This window comes from Legionella navarrensis, from assembly GCF_052527415.1.
Genome location: NZ_JBNVZR010000029.1, coordinates 1 through 17,776 on the forward strand (window position 1 = coordinate 1; position 17,776 = coordinate 17,776).

The following is a 17,776-nucleotide window of genomic DNA, read 5'->3' on the forward strand; positions in this document are numbered from 1 at the left end:
GGCAAGGTGAATTGTCAACAGGCCCTAGAAAAGAGTTTGAATCCTATTCCTCACGAACTGTATGAATTGGATTGGAAGACTGGGTACTCTTTTAAATAAGCTATTTTAATATCCATCAAATCATCTCTTTTCTATACTTTTTAGCATGATACAGTAGGCTAAATCATCGCTATAATTTGATTGCTCAAATCCAGCCTTTTCATAACACCGAATAGCGTGAATATTATCATGATTTGGATCAACAACTACCAAACGAAAATGAGTCAGGAGTTCATTGATTAATCGTTGGCTCTTGAAACCATTCATAAAGAACTTTTAAATCAACTTCCTGTAATGGTTTAAAATAAATCATTTTTTATAATTACCATTGAAATTAACTTTCCACTTGTTGCCACAAATACCATTAATGATGTTATACTGTAAATAACACGGCTCACTCCTCTACATTGCAAAATGCACGGGTGGGTTTTCTTTTTTATGAAATCGAAAATGTCGCGTTATAATAAGCCCTATCTTACTTTTGAACAACAGCTTGAACTGTTGAAGTCACGTGGTTTAGAAGTAACCAATGATATTATAGCGTTAGAGTACTTACGTCGCTTGGGCTATTATCGTTTAAGTGGCTATTGGTATCCTTGCCGCAAATTAATCCCTTTAGCAGAGCAACAAACAAAATCCTTAAGGCCTCGACGATCAGATGCATTTATGCCAGGCGCTCGCTTCCAAGACACTGTTGCTTTATATGTCTTTGATAAAAAACTACGTCTGTTGATATTAGATGCAATTGAGCGAGTAGAAGTAGCCTTTAGAGTGGATATAGCTTACTTATTGGGAGAAAAAGATCCCTTTGCTTACACCAATCCAGATTTATTGCATGGAAACTTTACTAAAAAAATAGATCCTGAAACAGGCAAGACAAGATATCAAGAGTGGATTTCTAAGCATGATCAACTGATTAGGCGATCAAAAGAGGACTTTGTTGAGCACTATAAGGCGAAATATGGCCTACCATTACCTATTTGGGTGGCTATTGAGTTGTGGGACTTCGGGCTTCTTTCTGTATTTTATCAAGGAATGACGGTAAAAGATAAAGCTGTCCTTGCTAAAAAATATAATATTCCTGACTGGAAAATTATGGAGAGCTGGTTACGGACTTTAAATTATGTTCGTAACGTAGTGGCACATCATAGTCGATTGTGGAACAGAAACTTAATTGATCAGCCAAAGCTTGCAAAATTAAGCGAAATGCCCGCGTTTGATAGATTCATCAGCAACATTCATATGACATCCAGGGTCTATGTAGTGTTATGTATTTTGGCGCATTACATGAAAATAATTTGTCCCCGATCAACATGGCAAATGCGAGTAGTTGAGTTAATATATTCTTTTCCAGATTCCAACTATATGAGCATTCAAGATATGGGGTTTCCTGCCGAATGGGAACAGCAGGTATTCTGGAAGGATTAGGCTGATTTCGTAGAACACTCATGATTAGAGGATAAATTGAAACCCCTAAATTTTATCAAAAAAAATGGACGAGCAATTGTCAGTTATATTTTCTGGGGCTTGCTTCTAACTTGTATTTTACCTATGTGGACAAACTACATTTTAAAAAAATACGAGAATCGTGCCGCATTTAATCGTTTTTTATTCGAACAAGAACTAAAACCATATAGAAATAAACAAATAGAATGTAATCACAAAAATTTAGAACTTTTCAAAAAACAGGCGGAAGAAATAGAGTATTGGCTTTTGGTAAAAAAAATAGCTGAAAAACGTATTAGAACAGGCAAAGAGTATCTTCTTCCAAAAGATGAGCATGAGTTAATGTTCTCCTTTATTAAAGAAGCTAATAAAGTTAACAGACAAATTAGTACTTTTAGCAAACAAGTTGATTATTGTCATGATGAATCTTTTAACTACTCTGATGAAATTTCTATGATGCTCAATATCACCGAGGCATACCAAAAAATTTCTCAAAATTATAAGGATGACATAAAAAAAATATCACAAAACCAAGAAATAAAACTTAAAACATATCTATCCAAAATTAATGTACCCTTTTTAAATAATATCCAAGATCTAGATTTATGGAATAACTTCTTAATCCATCCTGAAGAAGCATCTATAAGTGATAACAAAATGTTAACGTTTAGTGTTGAGATACGCCAAATTACATTTGATTTTGCTACAGAAATTTATAAGACACGTGCTCTATTTCATGCCAAAACCAACAAATTATTTTTGAATGCTTATCAACAACAGTTGAGTTAACTATTTAAAAATCTCATGTTTGTTAGCAAACAAATATAAAACCATGCATATTCACAAGAGCATCACTTCAAATGAATGCGATCCTTTCGACAATGAAAAAAACCACTGATTTCTTGGGACACTCATGGGACACTACGCCACAAATAATGGCAATAAATGACAACAAGTGACGGTAATATGCCTGTTCATAGGTGGTTGATTTTATTATTGTTATTTGTTGTAGAGTATTGAGATTGATGGCTAAGACTGCGACTGTTTATCCTACGGTTGCAATCCGAGAGCTCTTAGCAAATGCAATTATCCACCAGGATTTTAGTATTGATAGTGCTCATCCAAAAGTTGAAATTTTTTCCGATCGTATGGAGATCACTAATCCAGGTACTTTAATTGCAAAAACATCTGTTGATAGATTATTTGGTTCTACTAATCCGAGAAACGAATTACTTGCCAGAATAATGTATAAAACTCATATTTGTGAGGATCGAGGCAGTGGTTTAATAAGGACTTTAACAGCTATTGAGCTATATGGATTACCACCACTTAAATTTGAAATTGGTACTATAGCTCACCGTTCGCTTAAATTAAATCAATCTTCATTCAACTGCCAACAAGTCCATAAATTAACCTTGTAGCACTTTATTAGATCGAAAATAAAATATCTTTGATTTTTATCAAAACCATACAATAATGGAGCACTTTTTTCTATCACGGTACAAAGTTTTTTCATATGGCAGCAGGACTTACCGGTGCAGTCGAACGAATCGACGATATTCCACTGCTATTAGCGCAGATGGATAAAATTCAATTAACTCAACGATTGGATGAAGTATTCCCCATGCATGGAAACTGGCAGGGTCTGCGTGCAGGAGACATTGTAAAAGTATGGCTTGCATATATATTGAGCGAGGGTGATCACCGGCTCAATCATGTAGAGAACTGGGCGAGCGGCTTATTACTCTCATTGGAAAAATGCCTTGGAAAACCGTTGTGTGCTCTGGATTTTAGTGATGACCGGCTTGCAGTGATTCTGGATTGTTTAGGCCGGGACGATAAATATGAAGAATTTGAAAGCCAGCTCAATCAAGGGATCCTGCGCGTTTATGATCTGAAAGTACAGCGTGTGCGGGTCGATAGCACCAGCGTATCGGGCTATATGACTGTGACAGAGGATGGTCTTTTCCAATTTGGACACAGCAAAGACCACCGCCCGGATTTACCCCAATTAAAAATCAATCAATCGGCATTGGATCCATTAGGGATCCCGTTAACAACAACGATAGTCAGTGGTGAAAAGGCAGACGATCCGCTGTACATCCCCGAAATATACAAAGTTCAGAAAAGTGTTGCTACACAAGGCGTTCTTTACGTGGGTGACTGTAAAATGGCATCGATGGCGACTCGCGCCTATGTTGCACAGAGTGATGATTATTACTTATGTCCACTGTCCTCTGTACAAGTTTCCGAAGATGAGATGGGTTTGTTGCTGGAACCCGTATGGAGTAACCAGCAAACACTAACCCCTGTCTACCATCCATTATCAGATGAAAACGAAAAGCCTTCGCTGATAGCAGAAGGCTTTGTCTACACGGTAACTTTGCAATCGGTCAGAGAGGATGAAATTTTTTCATGGGATGAGCAGCGGTTAGTTGTGCATTCATTCAAATATGCTACAAAGCAAGAAAAATCGCTTCAAATTCGCTTGGAAAAAGCGCAAGAAGCTATTGCCAGGCTCAATAAACACGGTCAAGGCATAAAGACGCTGGACGAGAAAGAGCTATGCGCTGCCGTAGACAATATCTTGAAAAAAACACGCGGTTAGCGATTTATTGCAAATTGAATATCTCAAAAGTAAAAAGGAGACTCCTCGTAAAGCCACACGCACTCGTCAAGCCTGTATACTGGTTGAAACGGAAATCACCGTTCATGCGACGCTTGATGGCAAGGCATGGAAAAACCGTGTGCAGAACTTGGGATGGCGTGTATATGCCTGTAATGACAAGGCGTTGAGTTTAAGTGAGGCCGTACTTGCTTATCGCCAGGAATATTTGATTGAGCATGGGTTTGCCCGTTATAAAGGAAAAATGCTTGGCCTTACTCCCATCTATCTCAGTTCAACGCACCGCATCAAAGGCCTTATCCGCTTGCTCAGTATTGGTTTGAGAGTTCTGTGCTTGCTTGAGTTTACCGTGCGGGAGGCTTTGTTAAAAAAAGAAGAAAAATTATCAGGGATCTATAAAGGTAACCCAAAGCGAGCAACCGCTAGGCCCACAGCGGAAATGATGCTCGGCACGTTTCGTGGTATTTCGTTAATGGTCATGAGTCTTCATGACTCGAGATACGTTACTCTGACACCGTTGACAGCGGTACAAGTGCGAATTTTGACGCTGCTCGGTTTGGCGGCGTCTGTGTATACGAATCTTGCCGATATACCGTGAACCAAACTATTATCTTAACCAGCAGAGTGCGGATGAAACGATGGGATTTTGTACAAATGCAGGCCTTGGGCCGCAAGCTTTTTGCAAAGATTAATAAACAAAAGCGATTCGCAAATCCTAATCACGACGTTCATTTTATGGCACGAGAACTTGATGTATGGTTGACACAAGGCGTTGAGGCCATGATAAACGGTACTTACACACCCCGATTCCTGCATCGTTATTATTTTAAAGACGAGATGGTTGACCAATTGCACCTGTCTGACCGTATTTTTCAACATATCCTGCTACAGGAATTAAAACCGACTTTCGCTCATGTGATGAATCCAAATTGTTATCACCTTCAAGGTCCAAATGGGGTGAAAGTCGCAACACAAAAAATCCGGCAAGTGCTTCAGGAAAAACAACCAAAGTATGTCATACGCGCGGATATCAAATCCTTTTACAAATCGATTTCACATCACCGATTGATTCAGGATATCAATCAGATATATGACGATTCGAAAGTCCGGATTATGCTTGAAAATATCATCACCAACCCCATTGAAACACCGCGAGGCTACAAAAACCCCGATCATGGAATTGCATTGCGGGGCCCGTTATCGCAGTTTTTCAGTGGCATATTTTTAAAACCGCTTGATGATGCATTTGATGCGATGGACGTGAGCTATTTTCGTTATCAGGACGATATTTTGATTTTGTGCAATACAAAACGGCAGCTTACTCGTTGCAAGCAAAGGATGATAGGCGTTTTAAAAGAAAGGGGCTTACGCTTGTCCACAAAAAAAACGCGTATAGGCCATATAGACAAAGGGTTTCATTTTTTAGGAATACACTATCCCGGGACGCAACTCCGGGATAACACCACCGTGATACAGACTAATGTTAGCTCAGAAAATAAACGCGAACTGCGTAATATTCAACCTTATTAGGGGAGGGTAAGACAACTGAGCCTGCATTGCCTACGCCAAACCGCATAGTTCCACACCCGAGAACCTTGCGAAAGGCACGCGAACAAGTTAAGCAAATGGTGATAGATGGGATCTCTTCCCGAAGAATCAGCGCTTATTTGCATCGTTGGATCGTGTGGTGGGTGAGGACATCGGAAATTTGGGGATATCAGGAGCTGCTTGAGTGGTTTTTAACGAGCTGCTGGGAGCCAAATCCTGTGGCAATTTATGCCACAGGATTGCTCGCACGGGCTAGATGCAAGTCGGAGCCTCTGAAACATCATCAAGTTTTTGAATCGGAACCTGAAGTCGCTGCGTAAGCGAAATCAAGTCTGCTGTTCTCACTTTACATAAGGCGGTGACTGCCGCCAAATCGTGGCGCGCGCCGCGAGCCGCCGCCCGCCCCCCGCACGGCAGGAACGCACCCGCGTCCCGCCCCCGCAGAATAGCAAAATTAGAACCCAAGCCTGCAGCCCCGGCGTCCCAATTATCCCACGAGTCCGTAACCCAATTAAAAAACCTTAAAGACCGTGGCAAGACCTTCTCGGTAAAATTTGGCACCGGAGAAAATGAGCGGTCCGGATAGCAGTATTCGTGGCGAACATGCGCCGGCAAATCCCTTTGCGTCAAGCCAACGACTTTACACCAGTGCTCCTGTCTCTGCGGCCAATCCCAGGCATTAAAATTATCAACATAGGTTTGGAGCGCCGTAATGAGCGGCTGAAAATTAAAGTGCTCTTTTTGCGCTTCGGCTTGCTCTAACAAGCCCTTTCTTATCTCCTCACCTTGTTCGTTTTGAGGAAGACAATCCAGCATCATAGTGTACATGTGGGTATCCATTGCCCACACGGCATATTCAAAAGCAGTACCTGTAAATTGATAACCGGCAATATCAATGGCAGCTCCTGTTTCCAAAAGCAGCTCAGGAAATCTAGCCAGGATGGCTTTCGCTTCATCCTGACGTCCATTCGCTACATGTTGAATCAGGGTATTGGTTAAATTCTCCTTTAATGGGTATAAGTTGGCTACATCATCCTTGTTGAATAGACCCATGTTATTTAAAAGCACGCTAAATGCCATCTGTTGAAGTGACTTGTTAGCCGGGTTTTCGCCGGTTATTACACCCGTTACAGCTGTTTCTGTTGCAGCCATGATTTGATTCCGGAAATATTTGTGGGCTTTTATTGTGCACTTGATGGCGGGACAAGGCAAATTATTTGATATTTTTTAATCATTAAGACGAAAATATATAACGTAGGGTTCTCGCAACACATGACATAACCCAAGTCTGTCTGAAATAAATAGAGCACCGTGAATATTTTACTCAAAATGATACGCAGGAAGTCAATTAAAATTTAAGCGAACGATGAGTATAGCTTTTAAAGTAATACTTTACGCCCCTAAAAATTATCAAGATATGAGTAAACAAGAACGTGTGGAGGCTTGCTTTCAACATTGTATTTTAAAATATTTATCAAATGAAAAAATGACAAATGCATCTTTACGACAACGATTAGGGATTAATGAAAAAAATTATGCCCTTGCTTCGCGAATAATTAAAGATGCCTTGGAGCAAAATAAAATTAAAGTTGGTAACCCAGAGATTAAAAATGCAAAATACATTCATTATGTACCTTTTTATGCTTGATAGTTGTGTTAGCTGTTCGCCAACAGAAGAATAATAAATGAGTGGAACCAGGTTCAATTAAAACAGGCGCCAGAGCGATTCCGGCGCCTGACTCTGTTTGAAACGCAGGAAGATCTTGCACAGTGGGTATAAAAGCAGGATGCCAAGCAGCCAGGTTGCCAATACTTCACTCTGCGAGAATCCCTCCGTAGGTGTGATTAATGATAAGCCATAGTAAACAAACCAGTGCAGAACATAAAAAAACAGCGCACACTGGCCAATGGTTTTGACAGGGGACAGCAGGCTGCGCAAGGTTGCCCGGTGCTCGCACAGGCTAAACAGATAGATGAGGGCCAGGCTGATACCGCATGAAAACAGATAATAATTGATGCTGGGCGGGTATTTGCTGAAGCAAAGCCAGGAGAGCACGCTGGTTTGAGCCAGTGAGCCGTAGTCACGATAATCACCCACCTTTATGCCGAGAGAGAAATTCAGCGCGGTAAGGATTGCGACTGTCGCTAAAAAAAATACAGCAGTTTTGCCAATTATTTTCATGCTGCGCTGTTTATATTTCAACATTAAATGGCCGATTACCAAACCCAGCATGACGCCCGGGATCCACGGCAGGGGTGTAAAATCAATGTCGATTTTAATGCCGTGATACGATACGCCACACAGCAAAAGCAGGTCCTGCCAGAGGCTGGCATTCAGGTGCTGATTCTGCAGGGAGTTAATGTAAAGCTGTTGTGGAATGGTGATAGCGACGATAAGCAGAACAGGGAGAAGAAAAGGGGATGTCATGCGCTGAGACAGATATTCAACGCAACTGGCCACCATCATGCAGCAACCCAGCGCAAATAACACGCCCATGAAAAAATAGAGGCTTTGTTCGGCCATGATTTCAAACAGCTGCAGCACGGTTAACTGCAAGGTAACCAACACCAGGCCACGCACCAGAAGGTAGCGCCGGATTCTGGCAGGTGGCCAGCCGCTTTTCAGGCGCGAGCGATAAAAAAAGACGATGCCGATGCCCATCAGCATAAAAAATCCACCAGGAACCATGACACTGAATAACTGCTGCAGGACATCAATACCCATGCGACCGTTCCAGGCGGGGCTCATATGCCAGTGGAGGTTTTCATAGCCACCCGCACCAATGTAATCGCGGGTATGGCATAGCGCCATCATGATCATGATGAGTCCGCGTGCTGAATCAAGCGCGTCAACCCGCTGATTCGATACGCCTGCCTTGACCTGCGCGACGGTAGAGTAATACTGTGCTTCCATAAAAATAGTTCGCTCTGTTATGGGTAAGTAAGGGGATATGCAACAGCTTATCGCCTTTATTTATATCATGACTATATGATTTTTTTACAGGTATCTATCAGGACTCAGCCAGCCAGGTTTTCCGCTCCCTGACGGTCACGGTTCGGTGACAGGGATTGCCTCTTTGTTATGAATCGGGTTAGGCTGAAACAGTTGTTTTCACTGATAAACCGGAGCGGTTATGAAACATCTGTTGCTGCTGTTGTCATTGATGGCTATCTATCCTATAACCGGGCAGGCTAAGATCACAAACCTCCAGCCGACCCTGATCGTGGTATCAATTGACAGTTTCAGAGATGACTATCTGAACAGGCTTTCATTGCCCAATTTATCGAAACTGGCAAAAGAGGGTGTTCACTCGCCCCTGCTGGCCGTATTCCCCAGTATTACGTTTCCCAATCATTATTCAATAGCGACAGGGCTGTACCCTGAGCATCACGGCATTATCATGAATGAGTTTGTCTCAAAAGAAATGAAGGAGCCGTTTACCTATGTTGGCCACCGAGTGACGGTAAGCGACCCCAGCTGGTGGAAGGGAGAACCCATCTGGATCTCAGCTGAAAAACAGGGACAACGAACGGCCTCCGCGGCCTGGCCCGTGTCGGGTTTTATGATTGAAGGCCTCAAACCCACATACTATAAAGAGTATGCTGAAAATATCGCACCGGATGCCAAGGTCAGGCAGATTCTGAGCTGGCTGGATCTGCCCGAAAAGCAACGACCCACCTTGCTGATGATGTATGTAGAAAACCTCGACAACGCCGGCCACGATGCCGGGCCGGATTCAGAGCTCGTGCGCAAAACCGCCGGCCAGATTGATGCGGCCATAGGTCAGTTGATCAAGGGCCTTGAACAGCGCGGTATTGCCAGTCAGGTTAATCTGGTTATTGTTTCGGATCATGGCATGAGCCCGATTGATCCTGATAAGGTCATCGACCTGATGAAAATTATCCCTAAAGAGGATCTGCTGGCCATCACGGATTCGGATGCCGTCGTGGCGGTTTATCCAAGGCCCGAAAAAATACAGGCGGTATATCAGGCTTTAACACAGGCCGGCAAAGGCATGACCGTGTACCGTGATGCGGATATTCCAGCCAGCTTCCACTTTAATTCTACCCATACACCGCCCATCCTGTGTGTGGCTGATGAGCGAGGGTATCTGCTTGGTAAGGACAAGGCACCGCAAAAAGGAACGCATGGCTACAATCCGCAACTGCAAAGCATGCAGGCTGTATTCATCGCCAGCGGGCCCGCATTTAAAAGGCACTATACTCGACCGGCACTGCAAAACATCAATCTATACTCCCTGTTTGCAGAGATTCTGAATCTAAAGCCCGCGAAAAACGATGGCTCTCTGGCGGCGATCAGAGATGTTCTGGTGGGTTGACAGAGGCCGGTGGAACCAACATCATGATGGTCATTTTCTGGTGGGATAAAAATGACAGGAACGAAACCATGAATATTCTTATTGCCGGAGCGTCTGGATTTATCGGTACCGTACTTATTCAGCATCTCTCTCAACGCCATACGCTTACCGTGCTTGGCCGCAGTCAGGAGAAACTGGCGTCAATTTTTCCAAAAGACGTGCGCAGGCTGACCTGGGACAGCCTGAACGATCACGATGCCAGACCCTGCGATCTCGTCATCAATTTATCAGGTTCCAACATTGGTGCCAGTCGCTGGAGTACAACGGTCAAAAAGGAACTGATTGAATCGCGTACCGGAACCAATCAGCAGCTGACGTCATGGCTTATCCATCATCAGGCCAGACCCCGTTTTTTTTGTGCCAGCGCGATAGGGATTTATGGGGCGCAGGAACACAGTACGGTCTGCTTCGATGAAACGTCTCCTCTTCCACTGTCACCTGATGATTTTTTGCAGGAGATCGGAATGAAGTGGGAGCAGTCTCTGCAAAACGCTATTGATGCGGGCATCTCAGTCACCTCATTACGATTCGGTGTCGTACTGAAGCAAGGTGATGGCATGCTGAAAAAACTGGAACTTCCATTTCGCATGGGGTTAGGGAGCGTTCTGGGCAGTGGTAATCAGACATTGTCATGGGTTCACTACCAGGATTTAATCAACGCCATTGATTTTCTCATCGAGCATCCGGAAGTAAGCGGGCCAGTTAACATCACAAGCCCTGAGCCAGTTACGCAACAGGAGTTTGCCCGTAAGTTTGCCAAAGCCCTGAAACGGCCACTTTTGTTTAAAACACCTGCGTTCGTGATCCGGGCTGTATTTGGCGAGATGGGGGAATATCTGCTGCTCAGAGGTCAACGGGTTATTCCGAAACGCCTGGAGCAGCTCGGTTTTAAGTTCACATATCCTGACATAGGAGCAGCGCTGGCGCAGGAATTTCAAAGACCTGAGTCATCCGAACCTGGAACCCCGTGATATCATTGAAATAGTGAGACTCCTGTCATGTCATGGTATCGACTGGAATCAGATGTGCTGATACTAAGGCTGTACGTTCAGCCTGGAGCAAGACACAATGAATTGATTGGGCTCATCGGGGATGAGCTCAAGCTCAGGCTGATGGCGCCACCCATTGAAGGGCGTGCGAATGCTGTGCTGGTGAAATACCTGGCGCAGCTGTTTGAGGTTCCGAGATCAGATATCCAGCTGAAATCAGGTGAGAAATCGCGTCATAAAACGATAGTAATCAGAGGCAGCAAGGTACATCCAGAGAGCATATTAACGACATAACATGGCAGGGGGTCTATAGATGAACACGAATAAAAAAGCTGTTTTGTATCGGATGGTGATGGAGCATCATGTCTGCCCTTATGGGCTTAAGGCACGGGATCTGTTGAAGCGTCAGGGCTATGAAATTGAAGAGCACTGGCTGACAACCCGGGAGCAGGTTGATGCGTTTAAGGATGAACATCAGGTAAAAACCACGCCGCAGATTTTCATTAATCAGGAGCGAATCGGAGGATATGACGATTTACGGCGCTATTTTGGAAAAACAGTGCGTGATCCAAAGGAAAAAAGTTACCGTCCGGTCATGGTGCTGTTTGCGATGACCGCCTGCATGGCCATGGCGGTAAGTCAGGCGGGTTATGGCAGCCCGTTCACCGCACATGCCTTAAGCTGGTTTATCGCCTTCAGCATGGCCGTTCTCGCTATGTTAAAACTGCAGAATATTGATAGCTTTTCAACCATGTTTTTAAACTATGACCTTCTGGCCAGACGCTGGGTTCCCTATAGTTATATTTATCCCTTTGCTGAGGGCCTGGCGGGTATCTTAATGATTGCCGGGGCCTTAAACTGGCTTTCCATTCCAATCGCCTTGTTTATCGGGACGGTAGGTGCCGTTTCTGTGTTTAAAGCGGTTTATATCGACCGACGTGATCTGAAGTGCGCCTGCGTGGGCGGTGACAGCAATGTACCGCTGGGATTCATTTCTCTCACCGAAAACCTGATGATGATCGGAATGGCCCTGTCCATGTTGATGATGAGCTCAGGAGCCTGAACCTATACGTCTGTCTTGTGTCTGGGCCTGCATCGCGCGATAATGCCTTTTTTTTATGAGGCCTGCATGCTAAATCCCCAACAAATGGCAGCGGTAACATATATTGATGGTCCTCTGCTGGTTCTCGCCGGCGCCGGCAGCGGAAAGACCCGTGTTATCACTCAGAAAATCGCCTGGCTGCTGGAAAAATGCTCCTACTCCGCAAAAAATATTTATGCCGTCACCTTTACCAACAAGGCTGCCAACGAAATGCGCGCGCGAATTGCCAGCACTATTCCTGCGGCCAGCCGTCGCGGTTTGAATGTGGCGACCTTTCATACCCTGGGCCTGAAAATCATTAAAAAGGATCTGGCACGCTGTGGCCTGCGCGCCGGTTTTTCTATTTTTGACAGCGATGACTGCCAGCAGGTGCTGCGGGGAATTTTACCGCCAGGCAAGGCCGGCGAAAAAGAGTACGTTGCGCAGATTCAACAGCAGATATCCCGTTGGAAAAATGATTTGCTGGACCCGGACGAGGCCGCGAAGCAAAGCCTCGATCGACCGATGCTTGCCGAAGCCATCCCGATTTATGCCCGTTACCAGAAGGCCTTAAGCGCTTACAATGCCGTCGATTTTGACGATCTGATTCGGCTGCCGGTGTATCTGCTGCGCCAGTTTCCTGATTGTCTTGAGCGCTGGCAAAACGCGATCCGCCATTTGCTGATCGATGAATACCAGGACTCCAATACCTGCCAATACGTCCTGGTTACTCTCCTGACCGGCGTGCGGGCGCAGTTTACGGTGGTGGGCGACGATGATCAGTCCATCTATGCCTGGCGCGGCGCGCGTCCGGAAAATCTTGCACAGCTGCAGCAGGACTATCCACAGTTAAAAATCATCAAGCTCGAGCAGAACTACCGTTCCACGGCCAGGATTCTGCATGTAGCCAATACCCTCATTGCCAATAACGTGCATTTGTTTGAAAAAAAACTATGGAGCGAGCTCGGTCACGGCGATATGCTGCGCGTGCTGTGCTGCCGTGATGATCAGGACGAAGCCGAACAGGTGGTGGCCGATCTGATCAGTCACAGGCTGCGTAACGGTAAACAATACGGCGACTACGCGATCTTATATCGCGGCAACCATCAGTCGCGGGTATTTGAAAAAGTGCTGCGTCATCACAGCGTTAATTATCGCATCAGTGGCGGCCAGTCCTGGTTTGCGCGCTCGGAAGTCAAAGACGTTTTCGCCTATCTGAAACTGCTGTGCAATCCAGCGGACGATGCCGCCTTTTTACGCGCCGTCACCACACCCAGACGCGGCATCGGTGACAGTACCCTTGATGCGCTGGGCAACTATGCTCAAAGCCGTGGACAAAGCCTGTTTCAATGCGCCGATCATCTCGCTCTGTCTGAGCATGTAACGGAAAAACCCCGGATGGCTCTGCATGCCTTCAAACAATGGATGCACACGATTAACAATCGCCTCAATCATGAGCCGACGGTGGACGTGCTGCGAGACATGGTGGAGAGCAGTGCATACGAAGCGCATGTCTATGAGCAATGCGACTCGCCGGCCAAAGCACAGAAATGCATGGAAAACGTCTGGGAGTTACTGGACTGGGTAGGGCGCCTGCTGGAAAAAAAAACGGAGCAGAGTCTGGCGGATGTGATCAATAAATTGATTCTGATTGATATTCTTGAGCAATCAGACGAGGGCGATGCCGACAGTATTCAGCTGATGACACTGCACGCGTCGAAAGGGCTGGAGTTTCCCTACGTGTATCTGGTCGGTATGGAAGAGGAGCTGCTGCCGCATCGCGTCAGCATCGAAGAGGACCAGATCGAAGAAGAACGCCGTCTTGCCTACGTGGGTATCACCCGCGCCCAGAAAGGCCTGTGCCTCACCCTTGCCCGTCAGCGCCGCCGCGCGGGTGAGCTGCAGGACTGCCAGCCCAGCCGTTTTCTTGACGAATTACCGCAGGACAGTCTGGAATGGTATGGCAAAAGCGGCGAACGTAATGAGGAGCAATCCAAAGCGCTGGCCAAATCGCACCTGGCGGGTCTGAAAAGTTTACTGGGTTGAATAACGTCATTGCCAACGAAGTGAAGCAATCCGTGGTTCAGGGTTCCGAACGTGGATTGCTTTGTTGCACTCGCAATGACCTCATGTTGATGTATCGACGTATCACAGATTATGGCTTAAAAGCCATAATCCGAGTCCACATCACTGTTGTGAGCGCCTTCGGGAGTAATTGGCGCGATACGTCGAGATAATCCGGCCAGAAACGCCTGAGTACGTGTTGTGGGTTTATTGAAGAAGCGCTGCGTGGCGTATACTTCCTTTTCTGCTTCCTGGCTGAATACTTCGTCATTGATTGGGTTATCGCTGCGTAAACGGGTCTTGAAATCGCTAAGACTCTGTTTTTTATCAAGGGCTGCGTCACGGCCAAACAGAACCCGACCGAAATGCTCCTGTTCAAAACGCTCTACGCGATAAACCGCCTGCTCTACTCGCCATGCGCCGGAAACGGCAGGCCCCTTAGTCGTATCCACCTGGATGCTTTGCTCGGGCTGAATACCCATGTGATGCTTCCATGCCGCACTCAGACTGACCCTGTGTTTACCGTTTTCATCACGGCCACTGGTCATACTGGCCCACAGAGCTGACAATCCAATCAGTGGTACAAACAGGAAGCGCAGCAGGCGCGTGGGCAGATCGTTGTCGTGACTGTGCCCGTGCCCTGATTTCAGACGCTCGTCCAGTAACTGACTGATACGGGCGCTGTCGTCGTGTCCGTCACACAAGTGTTCCATTTCCACGTGGTCATGATGGTGGTGATGATGATGGTGGTGATCATGATGATCAGAGTCTGATTCCGTTAAAAAACTGAAGTAATGCACGTCTTCAAAAAATTCGCTGATGAAATTCAAAATCGCCGATGCAATTTCAGGAATACCGGGTACGCGGTCAGCGGTTACGCTGATGCTGGCCAGGTGGCCGATAAACAGCAGAATACGCAGAGGGACAAAGGTGAGCAGCAAGATGATTCGAAATGGATTAACCAGCTGCCAGTTGTTTTCACGCTCGCGTAATGCGCTCCAGCCATTGCGAATACTGCGCCAGCTTCGTTTGAAAAAATTCTCTTTGGCACTCAGCTCTTCGTCGATCATCTCGAAGGTTTCCATGGTGTTTTCCACGTTCCATATCAGAGCCGACAGGCCTGTGGCGATCGGATTGAGGATGCCCATAATAAAACGCGGCATATGCGCCATCCAGCCAAACAGAGGCCGGGTATTTTTGGCAATCGTCCACCAGGTTCCTGCGGTGCAGATGGTCAGGGCGACAGCAAGCCCTGTTAATGTCAGGGCAACCACGGCCATAAAGGTGCTGCGGCTGAAAAGACCCTTCCAGAAACCGTGGCTGAAATCGGCTTTGATATTGTCACGCAGTTTGACATACCATTTGCGCAGGGTGTCATTGCAGATCATATCGGTGATGGCGTTATAGGTGAGCAAGCCCCAGCCAATCCCGGCCACAACCGCCATGGGAATAATCAGGGCGGGAAACAGACCGAAGGGGATGCTGGCCAGCAAAGGAATGGCCAGGAACTGTCCGACCAGCAGATAGGTGGTACCCAGGGCCATGAAGGCGCCGGATACGACGGCAAACAGTTTGGCTGCCAGAAACTGTCGCTCACGCCTGGCCAGCAGATCCATGCTTTTTTCGCGACCGTGGTCGTTCAGCCAGCGCTGCAGTTCTCTTTGATAATTCAGCCTGTCATTTTCCCTGTCGTCTTCCTCTTCCTGCCGGGCTGCAAACAGTTGCCTGGCGAACCATTTTTCCATGTCGCTCAGTGTTTTTTTGATCTGTTTTTTTTGTTTTTTGCTCTCACGGTCGAGACGGGCATGGCCAAACTGCGCCAGCAACAGCAACTGTGCTTCATAATCCCTGAAAAACTGCGGACAGTCCTCTTCTTTTCTTGCTTCGGCAACCATATCGGCCAGGCATTCTTTTGCCAGACGGCGGGGAAGGTAATCACGTTTGAAAAACCATTTGTTCAGTGCGTTTTTGATGTTCTGGAAATAAATTTCCCCTTCATAGGCCACTGACAGGCCAAAGGCGGCCAGAGCCAGACCCAGAATTGGCCACAGCGCATACATGCCACCAAAGCTTAAGAAACCGAGAATGGTGGCCGCACCCGCTGTTAATAAAAAGATAAGAAGATAATAAGGGATTTTTTTTGTTTTCATTGCTCACCAAAAGCACAGTTCATCGTGGATGAAACTTTATAACAAATGAAAATGATTATCAATAGCGTTATTGAAAGTAAAAATAGCACTTGCATCCCGTATGTCATGATGTAGTATCGAAGCGTTGCATTAATCAAAAGCATAATTAAGGAGTTATCATGCGTTTTCAACAATGGATGTCCCTGTTTTCCACCGGTATGGTTATGGCCAGCGCTTCGTTTGCCGCGACCTCCCCAGTTGTTCATCAGCAATTACAGCTTCCTGCCTGTCTGGCGGAACATATTTCGCCTGCCTGGCCTGTTCTGGCCGAAAACAAGGCATTCAAAATTATTGATATTCCTATTGGCGATATGAGCAAAATGGTCTTGCTGGCGGATAAGGTGAAATGTGGACGCTTTGTGAATGTCAGCGCGCAGCTGGCCTCCCAGAAACTGACTTCCCGCCAGGCTGCCGCGCAGCAATGGCTGGCAAGGCCTGCAAAGCCGAAGGCGCTGAAGCACACAGCCAGTTCCTACCCGGTTACACATCAGAGTGCCGTATTTTCGCTCCTTGACGAGGTCAAAACAGACAACATTCTTGCTACTCTGAAGCGTTTAACCGATTACAAAAACCGCTCTCCTAACGAGCAGACCGGCGTCGATGCGGCCAACTGGCTCAAAGCAACCTTTGAATCCTATGCCTTGAAATATCAGCGTCGCGATACGGAAACCTATTTTGTTAACACCGGATATTTTTATAAACAGCCTTCGGTCGTGACAGTCATCGGTAAGGATCTGAAGGCGCCCGGAATTGTTATTGGTGCGCACATGGACACGCTGGAAGGCAGAATGCCGGGTGCTGGCGATGATGGCAGCGGCTCATCCAGTGTCATGGAAATGGCGCGCGTTATGCTGGCTTCTGATGTTCCTTTAAAGCGTCCTGTTTATTTTATCTGGTATTCGGCAGAAGAGCAGGGCCTGGTTGGTTCACAGTATGTTGTTGAACATTTTATGCGAAATGACATTCCAGTGAAGGCCGCGATTCAGTTTGACATGACGGGGTTCCGTAATGACAAAAACGATCCAACCATGTGGGTCTATCGTGATTTTACAGATGATCGTTTGACCGATTTTGTGTCAAAACTGATTGAAACCTACGTGGGTGTCCCGGTTGCTGAATCAAGCTGTGGCTATGGCTGCAGTGACCATGCTTCCTGGATGGAAGAAGGGATTCCCGCCGCGTTTCCCTGCGAAACCGATTTCCCTCACCATAACCGGTTCATACACACCGATAAGGATACCATGGACCGTCTGACACCTGAGCACCTGACCAATTTTGCCAAACTGGGTGTGGCTTTTGCCGTTGAGCTGGCGGCCAGGTAATACCCTGATATCTTTTGTCCTCCCCGCGCAGGCGGGGACTTCCAATTAGCCTTAAGTTTTGCTTGACACTCTAAGCCCCCTACGTACCGCGGC

16 protein-coding genes are annotated in these 17,776 nt (G+C 46.2%); 13 read left to right on the top strand and 3 right to left on the bottom strand.

The annotated features are described in order from the left end of the window. Positions 1–477 precede the first annotated feature (477 nt). The 6 genes from ACQUTA_RS12400 to ACQUTA_RS12425 all read left to right on the top strand — a co-directional run bounded on the left by ACQUTA_RS12400 (position 478) and on the right by ACQUTA_RS12425 (position 5,641). Positions 478–1,467, top strand: a complete 990-nt coding sequence (locus ACQUTA_RS12400; protein ID WP_444988577.1) for an Abi family protein — start codon at positions 478–480, stop codon at positions 1,465–1,467. Between the two features lie 36 nt (positions 1,468–1,503). Then, positions 1,504–2,274 carry a hypothetical protein gene (locus ACQUTA_RS12405; RefSeq protein WP_444988578.1) on the top strand — a complete coding sequence of 257 codons (771 nt, stop codon included), beginning with the start codon at positions 1,504–1,506 and terminating at the stop codon, positions 2,272–2,274. A 236-nt stretch (positions 2,275–2,510) separates the two neighbouring features. Then, positions 2,511–2,906, top strand: coding sequence for an ATP-binding protein (locus ACQUTA_RS12410; protein ID WP_444988579.1), 396 nt, complete (start codon positions 2,511–2,513; stop codon positions 2,904–2,906). Positions 2,907–3,001: 95 nt separating this feature from the next. Next, positions 3,002–4,093 (top strand): IS1634 family transposase, encoded by a 1,092-nt coding sequence (locus ACQUTA_RS12415; RefSeq protein ID WP_444988580.1) that lies wholly within the window; start codon positions 3,002–3,004, stop codon positions 4,091–4,093. Positions 4,094–4,100: 7 nt separating this feature from the next. Then, positions 4,101–4,709, top strand: coding sequence for an IS1634 family transposase (locus ACQUTA_RS12420; RefSeq protein ID WP_444988581.1), 609 nt, complete (start codon positions 4,101–4,103; stop codon positions 4,707–4,709). 32 nt (positions 4,710–4,741) lie between these two features. After that, the gene (locus tag ACQUTA_RS12425; RefSeq protein ID WP_444988582.1) at positions 4,742–5,641 is read left to right on the top strand and encodes a reverse transcriptase domain-containing protein; all 900 of its coding nucleotides are present in this window, start codon (positions 4,742–4,744) and stop codon (positions 5,639–5,641) included. 270 nt (positions 5,642–5,911) lie between these two features. On the opposite strand, the gene ACQUTA_RS12430 is transcribed toward ACQUTA_RS12425, so the two are convergent. Continuing rightward, positions 5,912–6,811: a Dot/Icm T4SS effector CpeA-related protein gene (locus tag ACQUTA_RS12430; protein ID WP_444988583.1), complete on the bottom strand. Its 900-nt coding sequence runs from the start codon at positions 6,809–6,811 to the stop codon at positions 5,912–5,914. Positions 6,812–7,025: 214 nt separating this feature from the next. On the opposite strand from ACQUTA_RS12430, the gene ACQUTA_RS12435 reads away from it, so the two are divergent. Further along, positions 7,026–7,307, top strand: coding sequence for a hypothetical protein (locus ACQUTA_RS12435; protein WP_444988584.1), 282 nt, complete (start codon positions 7,026–7,028; stop codon positions 7,305–7,307). Between the two features lie 57 nt (positions 7,308–7,364). Here ACQUTA_RS12435 and ACQUTA_RS12440 read toward each other — a convergent pair whose 3' ends face one another. Further along, the gene (locus ACQUTA_RS12440) at positions 7,365–8,573 is read right to left on the bottom strand and encodes a heparan-alpha-glucosaminide N-acetyltransferase domain-containing protein (protein WP_444988585.1); all 1,209 of its coding nucleotides are present in this window, start codon (positions 8,571–8,573) and stop codon (positions 7,365–7,367) included. A gap of 220 nt (positions 8,574–8,793) precedes the next feature. Between ACQUTA_RS12440 and ACQUTA_RS12445 the strand changes: the two genes are divergently transcribed. The 5 genes from ACQUTA_RS12445 (at position 8,794) to ACQUTA_RS12465 (ending at position 14,154) form a co-directional block, all read left to right on the top strand. Then, positions 8,794–9,999 carry an alkaline phosphatase family protein gene (locus ACQUTA_RS12445; protein WP_444988586.1) on the top strand — a complete coding sequence of 402 codons (1,206 nt, stop codon included), beginning with the start codon at positions 8,794–8,796 and terminating at the stop codon, positions 9,997–9,999. Positions 10,000–10,022: 23 nt separating this feature from the next. Further along, a complete protein-coding gene (locus ACQUTA_RS12450) occupies positions 10,023–11,009 on the top strand; it encodes a TIGR01777 family oxidoreductase (protein WP_444988587.1) in 987 nt (328 codons plus the stop codon). A 27-nt stretch (positions 11,010–11,036) separates the two neighbouring features. Further along, positions 11,037–11,321 (top strand): DUF167 domain-containing protein, encoded by a 285-nt coding sequence (locus ACQUTA_RS12455; protein ID WP_444988588.1) that lies wholly within the window; start codon positions 11,037–11,039, stop codon positions 11,319–11,321. Between the two features lie 19 nt (positions 11,322–11,340). Continuing rightward, positions 11,341–12,090, top strand: coding sequence for a MauE/DoxX family redox-associated membrane protein (locus ACQUTA_RS12460; RefSeq protein ID WP_444988589.1), 750 nt, complete (start codon positions 11,341–11,343; stop codon positions 12,088–12,090). Positions 12,091–12,156: 66 nt separating this feature from the next. Further along, positions 12,157–14,154 (top strand): UvrD-helicase domain-containing protein, encoded by a 1,998-nt coding sequence (locus tag ACQUTA_RS12465; protein ID WP_444988590.1) that lies wholly within the window; start codon positions 12,157–12,159, stop codon positions 14,152–14,154. 116 nt (positions 14,155–14,270) lie between these two features. Here ACQUTA_RS12465 and ACQUTA_RS12470 read toward each other — a convergent pair whose 3' ends face one another. After that, on the bottom strand, positions 14,271–16,322 hold the full coding sequence (locus ACQUTA_RS12470) for a hypothetical protein (RefSeq protein ID WP_444988591.1): 2,052 nt from the start codon (positions 16,320–16,322) through the stop codon (positions 14,271–14,273). A 158-nt stretch (positions 16,323–16,480) separates the two neighbouring features. Between ACQUTA_RS12470 and lapA the strand changes: the two genes are divergently transcribed. Further along, positions 16,481–17,683 carry an aminopeptidase LapA gene (gene lapA / locus ACQUTA_RS12475; protein ID WP_444988592.1) on the top strand — a complete coding sequence of 401 codons (1,203 nt, stop codon included), beginning with the start codon at positions 16,481–16,483 and terminating at the stop codon, positions 17,681–17,683. Positions 17,684–17,776 lie beyond the last annotated feature (93 nt).